At 38.8% G+C, this 9050-nt stretch carries 7 protein-coding genes; all 7 read right to left on the reverse strand.

Features of this window, described 5'->3' with window-relative positions:
- Window positions 1–159 precede the first annotated feature (159 nt).
- A complete protein-coding gene (locus tag ACO6HM_RS02000) occupies window positions 160–2148 on the reverse strand; it encodes a methyl-accepting chemotaxis protein (protein ID WP_485389518.1) in 1989 nt (662 codons plus the stop codon).
- 20 nt (window positions 2149–2168) lie between these two features.
- Window positions 2169–3962, reverse strand: coding sequence for a heme NO-binding domain-containing protein (locus tag ACO6HM_RS02005; RefSeq protein WP_485389519.1), 1794 nt, complete (start codon window positions 3960–3962; stop codon window positions 2169–2171).
- A 137-nt stretch (window positions 3963–4099) separates the two neighbouring features.
- Entirely contained in the window at window positions 4100–4957 is an 858-nt protein-coding gene (locus ACO6HM_RS02010) for a DMT family transporter (RefSeq protein ID WP_485389520.1), read from the reverse strand.
- A 13-nt stretch (window positions 4958–4970) separates the two neighbouring features.
- Window positions 4971–5486: a phosphatase PAP2 family protein gene (locus ACO6HM_RS02015; protein WP_485389521.1), complete on the reverse strand. Its 516-nt coding sequence runs from the start codon at window positions 5484–5486 to the stop codon at window positions 4971–4973.
- A gap of 76 nt (window positions 5487–5562) precedes the next feature.
- Entirely contained in the window at window positions 5563–7065 is a 1503-nt protein-coding gene (galT, locus tag ACO6HM_RS02020) for a UDP-glucose--hexose-1-phosphate uridylyltransferase (RefSeq protein ID WP_485389522.1), read from the reverse strand.
- A 620-nt stretch (window positions 7066–7685) separates the two neighbouring features.
- The gene (locus tag ACO6HM_RS02025; RefSeq protein WP_485389523.1) at window positions 7686–8081 is read right to left on the reverse strand and encodes a hypothetical protein; all 396 of its coding nucleotides are present in this window, start codon (window positions 8079–8081) and stop codon (window positions 7686–7688) included.
- A 337-nt stretch (window positions 8082–8418) separates the two neighbouring features.
- Window positions 8419–8733 carry a hypothetical protein gene (locus ACO6HM_RS02030; protein ID WP_485389524.1) on the reverse strand — a complete coding sequence of 105 codons (315 nt, stop codon included), beginning with the start codon at window positions 8731–8733 and terminating at the stop codon, window positions 8419–8421.
- Between the last annotated feature and the right edge of the window lie 317 nt (window positions 8734–9050).

The following is a 9050-nucleotide window of genomic DNA, read 5'->3' on the forward strand; positions in this document are numbered from 1 at the left end:
AATAATCTATCACATTTAGCGATAAATAACAAGGGCTATGACATATTTGCCATAACCCAATATTTTTGCAAGTATTATTAAAATCTAAACTGAGCAATCCTGTATCAATTTATAAACATCCGCTTGTGCATTACTATTGCTATTAAATCAAGCAGCGTATTACAGTTTGAACTTCTGTACTGCTTCCTCAAGTCCCTTAGCCATCTCAGGAAGTCTCTCGGCAGAGCTCTCGATAATGGAGGTTGATGCAGCCTGCTCTTCAACAGATGCAAGACACTCCTCAGTAGCAGCAGCATTTTCTTCAGATACAGCCGCAAGTCCTTCAACTATCTCAGAAAGCTCTCCTCTTGCACTTTCAAGCTCTTTCTCTGAGTCATTTAACTTGTTTATGATTGTCTTGGTTACATCTATCTCGTCAGAGATGTATACAAACTGCTTCTCAGTTTCATCTACACAGTTTACCTGGTCTCCAATGACTGTCTTTACTTCTTCCATGATGTCAACGGCTTCCTTGGTTCTCTCTGAAAGATTGCGTACTACAACTACGATTTCCTCAGTAAACTTATCTGTCTGTTCAGCAAGCTTCCTTATTTCGTCAGCAACCACTGCAAAGCCCTTTCCTGCTTCTCCTGCCCTGGCAGCCTCTATGGCAGCGTTTAGTGCAAGGAGGTTGGTCTGTCCTGCAATTGACTTAATCATTGTACTTGCTTCATCTATCTTCTTGGCACCTTCATCTGTTCTTACTATAACTTCACTTACCTTCATGGCTGATTCTTCAACCTTGGCAGTAGTGTTTATAAGGTCTTTAATAGCAGACATACCCTTTTCCTTGGCTTCATATACGCCGTCAGAAGAGTTGTTAAGCTCTACCATAGACTCTTCATTTGCTCTAAGTGCCTCGCCTATGCTCTGCATAGCCTTGGTACCTCTCTGCATATCCTCTGCCTGGTGCATAGCTCCTATGGAGATGCCATCAACTGCCTTGGTAAGCTCATCAGAAGCCTTGGCTGTGCTCTTTGCATTGTCTGCAATCTCATCAGATACATTAAGGATATTGCCCGAAACCTCTCTGATGTTGAGTACGATGTCTCTAAGTCTCTCTACTACCTTTTCAGTACCTCTTGATATAGAGCCAATTTCATCTTTTCTTCCTGCATTCTTGCTGATTCCTGACTTAACTTCCTCACTGAAGTCATAGTCAGCAAGCTTCTCCATATCCTTGCCAAGTGCTGCGATAGGACTTGTGATAGACTTTATTATCCAAAGGAGGAGACCTAAAATAAGTACGAAGAAGAAGGTTCCCACACTTATCATAAACAGGCTTAAGCTATGTACACCACTCATAACCTCTGACTCAGGCACACTTACAACTAGGGTCCAATCAGTTCCTATTATACCATACTTAGAGTTTATTCTCTTTACACCATCTTCAACTGAATAAAATGTCTCGTCTTCGCCTTCAAGTATAGGATCAACAAGATCTGCCTTGCTTCCATCCTCTATTTTACTTAATTCTTCTGAAGGCTCGTAGTCCTTATAAGATACGATATATCCTTCGCTGTCGATAATGTAAGCGAATCCTGTATCGTAGAGCTTAATGCCGTTTACAAGCTCATTTACGGTCTTCATGGTTATATCAAATCCAAGAACACCTATAGCGTTTCCATCTTTTTTAATCTGTGTTGAAACCGTAATTACAGTATCGCCACTTGCTGCATCAATGTAAGGAATGGATACATAAGGACGGTCAGATTTCATGGAATCCTTGTACCAGTCTCTGGTTGTAGGGTCATAGTCAGCAGGTACAGGCAACTGGCTTCCATTAAAGAAGCGCTTATCTGAAAATCCTGCGAAGGCTGCAAGAATGTCACTGTTCTTATCAGTTACATATATCAATTCATTATAAAGTTCCTTATCAGATAAGTCAGACATAGTAATACTGTCTGAAAGCATATCTACATTTGCAATCTGCTTAGCAATGAAGGTTTCTAAGTTTGAGCCATATTTTTTAGCTGTTTCCAGCATTTCACTCTTGCTTAAGCCTTCTACCATTCTGCTTGAATATACATAAGAGCTTCCCGCAATCAGTAAAATAGCCATAAGTATAGGCACTGCGATAAAAACCAACATCCTTGTTCTAATTTTCATAATAATCCTCCAAAGGTTAATTAGGTATGATACTTGCTTAAACTGTTCTTGAACTCTTCTATCATTGTATCAAATACGCCAATCTGGTGTGAGAGCTCCTTAATCTGCTCTACATAGAGTCCAACGCTGCCATTTACCTCGCTTACGGCTGATGAATTCTCGTCAGCAATTGAGGTAAGTGTCTGTATATTCTCAAAAAGCTCTGTGATGGACTCTGCCTCGCTGTTTAGCTTCTTAGAGTTGTCAATCATAAGCACAGATACTGCCTGAAGGTTGTCATTTGATACCTGTGAGGTTTCCACAGCCTTATCAAGTGATTCATTTTCTGCTGCAAGTACCTGATACTGGTTGTCTATACCCGATACTACTTCTTTCATGTTAGATACAAAGCCTGTAAGGTTGTTGTTGATTTCCTCAACAGCCTTATCAGTCTCTACTGAAAGCTTTCTTACTTCCTCTGCTACTACAGCAAAGCCTTTTCCTGCTTCTCCTGCTCTTGCTGCCTCTATGGAAGCATTGAGTGCGAGAAGGTTAATCTGACTTGCTATACCCGAAACTATAGATACAATCTGAACCATCTTGTCTGCATCATTTTGAAGCTCAGCACCGCTTTCTCTGATTGTTCCAAGTCCGTCAAGAACTCCGTTTATCTCTGATGCAGTCTTCTTAACTCCTGCAAAGCTTTCCTCGATACCCTTCATAGCATCTTCTATTTTTACTCTATTATCCTGACTTTCTTCAGATATCTCTGTGATATTATGTACACTTCCGTTTAAGACATTTACAAGGCGCTCAGTTTCACTTGCCTGTCTGCTTGTATCCTCTGTAATCTTGCCCATAATGCCCTTGATATTGTCGGAGGTGCTTCTCATGTTGCCTGAAATCTCGCCAAGTGAGTGGTTAAAGCCGTACATCTCATCAACAACTGCATTGAAGTCGATAAAGTCTTTCTGTACTACTTCCTTTACCTTTGAGATATCACCTGCAAGCTCTTCATATTCATCGCCACTCTCAAGTATCATATGGGTGATAAATCTTCTCTTCTTTAAGTCTTCAATCTCTTCTCGGAGCTCTCTTACAGGTCTTGCAAAAAGTGAACCTAAAACTGCTGGTACAATTCCTGAAACCAAGGTAACAACAGCCGGCTCCCAGCCAAAACCAAAGGAGGCAAAGCTTGCCACTCCCACTCCAAGCATGGTAAAGAGTGAAGTCTTTGCTACAGTATTTTTAATAAAGCCAAGTGAAAGAGCCTTGTTTAACTTATAGTTCTTTGTATAAGAAATAGGCTTCTCAAAGGTAAGCTCAAGCTTAAGCTCAGGTCCGTTCTGGCTGATTATCTTTACATCTACCTTTTCATTAAAATGTGCAAATACACCCTTTAAGAGTCCTTTAAGATAATCTCCCAGCTGTCTCTTAGAGCGGTACACAAGCTGTGCCCTGTGGGAATCAATAGGTGTCATGTCAAGTGCAGGAGGAGTTGCCCCCTTAAATCTCTTCATTACTATAACATGCACATCATTCATTGACTTTAAGAAATGATATGCATTTTCATGTCTAAAGAATCCGGGATAAAACTTCGCAAAGGTTCTTATATTTTCCCTTCCCATTATCTCCCAGATCTTCTCGTGGCTGTTGCCTGTCTTCTGTCCTAAGTACTCTACCATTCCAAGCGCCACATTGTCGTCTACATCTTCAAGTGGCGAAAAGATGTGATCCGGTTTAAAGCCATATTTCTCAAATGCTTCATTTACTACTTTGTCTCCAAAAAGCCTTCTTCCTGAGGTCATCCAGGAGGCTACTACAGTACCTTTCATAAGCTTTTCTCCTTAATATTTAATTAATAATAACTTCATAATTCACAATGTAAAAGTCATGGAGTTTCACACCCCATGACTATATCGGTTAATATTAAGAAAAAACTTAGTACGCATTTTTCACAAAATGTGAAGGATTATTTTGATTTATTATAGAAATACATCCATAATCCCATCGCAAAGATGATAGCATAGCCTGTAAAACTCATCCCATCAGGAAGCTGGCCTAGGAAGATGAACCCTAGAACGGCCGACACTATTATCTGGTTGTAGTCATAGATTGATATTTCCTTTGCAGGGGCATAGTAATAAGCCTTCGTGATTGCAAGCTGCCCTACGGCCGCTGCCACACCACTTAGAATAAGCATAGCAGTCTGATAAAGGCTCATAGGGGCATAATTCATTACTACAAAAGGCAGGCAGAATATGCAGGAAAATGCTGAGAAGAAGAACACAATAAGGTTTCCGTTTACCCCTCTCTTGCCTAAGATACGAACCATGGTATAGGCGGCTCCCGCTCCTACCCCTCCTAAAGCACCTATGAGGGCAGGAAACATGGACACATCACCTGTTGGCTTTATTATAAAGAGTGCACCTACAAATGCGCCAAATACAGCTATTCCCTGGAATATGCTTATCTTTTCTTTAAGCAGTATAAATGAGAAAATAATAACAAAGAAGGGTGCTAGCTTATTTAGCATATTGGCATCTGAGAGCTTTAGGTGGTCTAAGGCATAAAAATTACAGACTATGCCAAGTGTGCCAAAGCCTGCTCTTAATATCAAAAACTTCAAATCGCCCTTGCCTATATGTAATTTCCCTTTAAGCCCCCTAAGCCCTGCCCCTGCGATAAACACAGGGACAATGTTTCTAAAAAAGGCCTTTTGCATGGTGGGGATACTTCCCGCAAGATTGACAAAGAGTCCCATAAGGGCAAAGCCAAATCCTGCCAGAAGGATAAATAGTATTCCTTTTTGTTTGGATGAAATATTCATCAATTTACTCCTTTTAAGCTGCTTCTATGCTTTCTCCTGCAAATTTCTTCATAATAGGAGAAGAGTCCGGCAGACACTTAATCGCAGTCAGTGAAGTAATGATTCCTAAAAGCACTCCTCCGATTACATCGCTAGGATAGTGGATACCTACATAAAGCCTTGAAAATCCCATCAGAGAGGCAAGTGCAATCGCAAGGATTCCGTATTTCTTAGGCATTTTTAAGAAGATGACAACTGCAACCGCAAAGGCACTTCCCGTATGCCCGGAAGGGAAGGAAAAGTCGTGCGCCCTTCCGACTATGAGGGTAAGCCCCTGTATCACCTCATAGGGCCTTATTCTTGCTGTCAGGTTCTTAAGTATGAGGTTTGCAATAATAAACTCAAGGAGTAGCGAAGCAAACATCAGTATGCCTACCTTCCTAAGCTTCTTAAAGTAGAGAAAAATAAGCACTAAAAGTATGCAGGATATGCCCGCATTGTTTGACAAAGTAAATGGTATTAGAATCGCATCAAGTATGGGATTCCTCACATTGTCCTGCAAAAACAACAATATACTGTTTTCAAAATTTAATAAACTTTCTAGCATTCATTACCTGTAACTTAGCTTACAGGGAATTAACCCTTTCTATAAATCTAAGTATTCCCTTTCTTCCTTTTTCGTCGTCCTTATAAACACCGGCATCCGTGAGAACTTCAGAGAATACAAGTCCTATTTCCTGTCTTATTATCTCTTCTGCATTATCCTTATTAAAGTCCTTATGTTTGACCATAAATTCATCCACCCAGTCGGCATGCTTACCAAGAACCTCGTCATTCTTTATGTCTTTTCCTTCAAGAAGGGCTGTTTTTAGGCTGTCCATCTCAGACTTAAGCCTGCCGGGAAGCACAGCCAGTCCCATAACTTCAATGAGACCGATATTTTCCTTCTTGATGTGGTGGAGCTTATCGTGAGGATGGAAGATACCAAGAGGATATTCCACTGTGGTTCTGTTGTTTCTAAGCACCAGGTCTATCTCAAAGTCATCTCCTCTCCTCCTTGCAATAGGCGTGATAGTGTTGTGTGGCTCTCCGTCACTCTCAGCAAGCACATCCACAGCCTCATCCGAGTAGCCTCTCCATATACCCAGTATCTTGTCTGCAAGTTCAGCTATTTTCTTATAATCTTTTCCTGTGAGCCTGATAACAGACATAGGCCAGTCTACAACTCCTGCCTTAATATCCTCATAGCCCTTAAACCGTACCTCTTCTCTAAGTCCTGCCCTTGCCATAGGGAATTCATAGTTTCCTCCCTGGAAATGGTCGTGGGTGAGGATGGAGCCGCCAACTATAGGAAGGTCAGCATTGGAGCCTGCCATATAATGAGGGAATTTCTCAGTAAATTCAAGGAGCTTTAAAAAGACCGCCCTGTCTATCTTCATAGGAACATGGCCTTCATTTAAGATGATGCAGTGTTCATTGTAATACACATAAGGGGAGTACTGCAAGAAATAATTCTCCCCCGAAAGAGTAAGTGGTATAAGCCTGTGGTTTTCCCTTGCAGGCTTATTCATATCTCCCGCAAAGCCCTCATTTTCCCTACAAAGCAGGCACTTAGGATAGCCTGTCTGCACAAGCTTCTTGGCTGCTGCTATGGCTTTAGGGTCTTTCTCAGGCTTTGAGAGGTTGATGGTTATGTCAAGCTTTCCATAAGGAGAATCAGCCTGCCACTTCACATCCTTAACTATCCTGTCTTCTCTTATATAATTGGTAGCCTTGCTAAAGTCATAGTACCAGTCTGTGGCCTCTTTAGGGCTTTTCTTAAGCAGTTCATTGAATTTTCTAACTATCTCGGAAGGTCTGTCAAGGAGACAGTCCATAACCTTTGTGTCAAATAAATCCTGCTCGGTAATGGAGTCGCTTACTAAGCCCGTATCCAGCGCATACTGTATTATGTCTGAAAGAATACAGACCAGTTCTTCCTTACACTCAACAACCTCGCCATTTCCCTCGTAAGAAGGCAGGCAAAGGGTGTAGAGAAGCCTGTTTCTTGTGTAATCGATGTCTTCTTTCTCAAGCAAGCCTTTCTTAAGTCCATATCCAATCAATCTGTCAATTGCATTATAAATCATAATCTTTCCCCTTAGTCTCAAAAATGTTGGTGTTTAACACCTTATATTATCTACAAATCTCAGCCAAGGTCAAGTAGGTAGTTGTTAACTCTGTGTGAATATAATGTTTAAGTTTATTTACAACTAAGCGAAAGAGAACAGCGGCTAAGCTGTTCTCCATAAGCGTATGTTAAGTTGTGCGACCTTTGTTACTAAAATTTCCAATATTTCTCTTAAATCTGTCAAGTATAATGCTTATTATCAAGCTTAAAATAATCATCATAAGATATGCAATAAAGTTCGAGATATAATACCATCGCAAAATAAGAAACAAAAATATTAAAACCTATTCTAAATGCCAACTTCATACTCACCCCTCCAGCTTACTTAAATCAACTGTGTTTGTAATTTCAGTATTGTTTCCTGTTATAAATACTTTATTAGCTATTATTATCCGCCAAATATAACATCATAACTTATCATTTTAACTATTACATCCGATTATATCATAAATCAAATATAATTAAACAAAATTTTGCTTTCATCTCTTTCTTTACTTAAAGGGGAACAGTGAATCCACTATCCCCCCAATATTTTTAATAGTTCAATTTTGAAATTATATCTCTTACCTTTTAATTTTTCTAAAATTCTTCATCAGAACGTTCAAAAATCATATTTAATGGTATGCTCAGTATAAGCATTATTAAACAATTAATTGCAAAAGATAAACTAAATCCACCCAAAATACCATATTCACTAGCATGTTCAATCAGTAGTTCCCTGCCTAAAAGATATATACCCAAAATTAATATCCCTGATGTAATACTCCATAAGCTTCCACCTACTGACAGCTTTAAATTTTCTGCCTTATTTAATCCCTTATTAACAATATATAGCAAAATAAGGGTTATAACTGATTGCAGCAAATTACCAATTACATTGGACATCAGCATCTGTGCCGTTACTATAAATAAACATACAAACAATATTAAATAACAAATTATTGCATTAATTACTGTCCTTGCTACAAATCTCATACTTATCTCTCCAATTTACTTAAGTCAACTGTATTGGTAATTACAAAATCTCTTTCCTTTTGTGACGACATAAGCCTACAATGGCTACCTACATTCGCCTTTTTTGTATAATTATAAGCAAAAACAAGCACCAACACAACATTTTTAAAACTATCACCTTCATGTTGTTATTTGAAGAATTAAAGTCCACATTAGTATGGATTTTACTTATTCCAAATTTGGAATGTATCCGTTGCGCTGGTACACTTTGTGGAGTCAAAGGAAATCCACACTTGTATGACTGATTATAGTATTTTTTCTGATAGAAAAAGTGCCGGCAGAAACACCGGCACTTTTGTTAAGCTAGATAATAATCGCTAAAAAGGATAAGCATCTTTTGAAATTCTTTGTCATCCAATTCAGATAATATCGGAATTTCCGTTATTAATGTATCCTTCCAAAAATCCAATTCGTATATACTGTGATTAGCAGAAAATTTAATAAGTAATAAAATTATTTTATCTCTTTCTCTAATGCTTATACCGTTTTCAAGGCAAAAGAGACTAGCTGATTTAATTTCATCTCCAAATATTTCAAATAAGGAAGAGACCAATAATTTATGCTCTTCATACAGTTTTTTAAGTGTTAAGTTATAATCGCTCTCTTTAATCATTAAAATAATGTCCTTTCTAAAATTTCTCTGATAGCATTTGCTATTGAGGTTGTGTTTCTGATATTTGCTAAAGCAAGTGTATTTGATGCACCCGCAAATGTGCCATTAGTTAAAATTATGCTTGTAAGGAAACAATAAGTGCTTTTTAGTTTCAAGTTTACAATTCCTTCCTTAAAAGTTTGTACTAAGTATAATGTAATGAAAGGAAAAGGGCAATATAGTACTGTGCTAAATTGAAAATTGTTATTTGAAAGTAGTTTCCCAACTTAAATGCAACATGGTGTTGCACCTACTTTGACAGGTGCCTCTGTTGCATT

Source organism: Catonella sp., from assembly GCF_057250765.1.